Origin of the sequence: Kosakonia sp. WA-90 (assembly GCF_039871955.1) — a bacterium.
GTDB classification, from domain to species: domain Bacteria; phylum Pseudomonadota; class Gammaproteobacteria; order Enterobacterales; family Enterobacteriaceae; genus Kosakonia; species Kosakonia oryzendophytica.
Genome location: NZ_JBDPLJ010000021.1, coordinates 1 through 1,028, shown reverse-complemented (window position 1 = coordinate 1,028; position 1,028 = coordinate 1). Strand labels below are relative to the sequence as shown.

Below are 1,028 nucleotides of genomic sequence, written 5' to 3'. Positions count from 1 at the left end.
CAACCGTGTGACCACCCAGACCGACTTCAACGGCATCAAAGTGCTGAACACCGGTACCGGCTCCAGCAGCTACAGCTTCCAGGTTGGCGCAAAAGACAGCGAAACCATCTCCATCAGCCTGAGCAAATCTGACTCGTACAACCTGTACAATGCGACCGGTGCTACCGCTTCCACGACCGGTCAGACCATCAACGGTACCGCGCGTTCTACTTCTGCTGAAGGCTTCGACGTTCTGAAAGGGACTGTTGACTCCACAGGTGGCACCAACGGTACTCCGCTGGCAGACATCGATGCGGCAATCAAATCTGTTGACGACCAGCGCAGCCTGCTGGGTGCATCCCAGAACCGTTTCGAGTCCACTATCACCAACCTGAACAACACGGTGAACAACCTGTCGGCCGCCCGCAGCCGTATTCAGGACTCCGACTACGCGACGGAAGTGTCGAACATGTCGCGCGCGCAGATCCTGCAACAGGCCGGTTCCTCTGTTCTGGCGCAGGCCAACCAGGTTCCGCAGACCATGCTGTCCCTGCTGCGTTAATAATCGCAGTTTATCTGATGCCAAAAGCGCCGCATGTCGGCGCTTTTTTATTTTCTGCTGCGTATTTGTAATGCTTATATTTTCGGCAAAAATTGTTCAAAAAATATAAAAACAACTAAAGAGTTTCCTGCCCACGTCGATAAATATTATGACGGTGATGAAGCCGCTGGCGCATACCGGAACCTACATTTATTACTGAAGGATAAATACTATGGCTGTTATTAATACTAACACCCTGTCGCTGATGACCCAGAATAACCTGACTAAATCTCAGTCTTCCCTGGGCACCGCGATTGAGCGCCTGTCTTCCGGTCTGCGTATCAACAGTGCGAAAGATGACGCAGCAGGTCAGGCAATTGCCAACCGCTTTACGTCCAACATCAACGGTCTGACCGTTGCTGCGCGTAACGCGAACGACGGTATCTCTCTGGCGCAGACCGCTGAAGGCGCGCTGAGCGAAGTCAACAACAACCTGCAGCGTATCCGT

Annotated in this window: 1 protein-coding gene and 1 pseudogene; both read left to right on the top strand. The window is 52.8% G+C overall.

Features of this window, described 5'->3' with window-relative positions; genetic code table 11:
- The coding region (locus ABGA49_RS16090; protein ID WP_347665805.1) for a flagellin at window positions 1–541 on the top strand (541 nt) is incomplete at its 5' end.
- Window positions 542–752: 211 nt separating this feature from the next.
- A pseudogene (locus ABGA49_RS16085) lies at window positions 753–1,028 on the top strand (flagellin FliC); the annotation flags it as partial.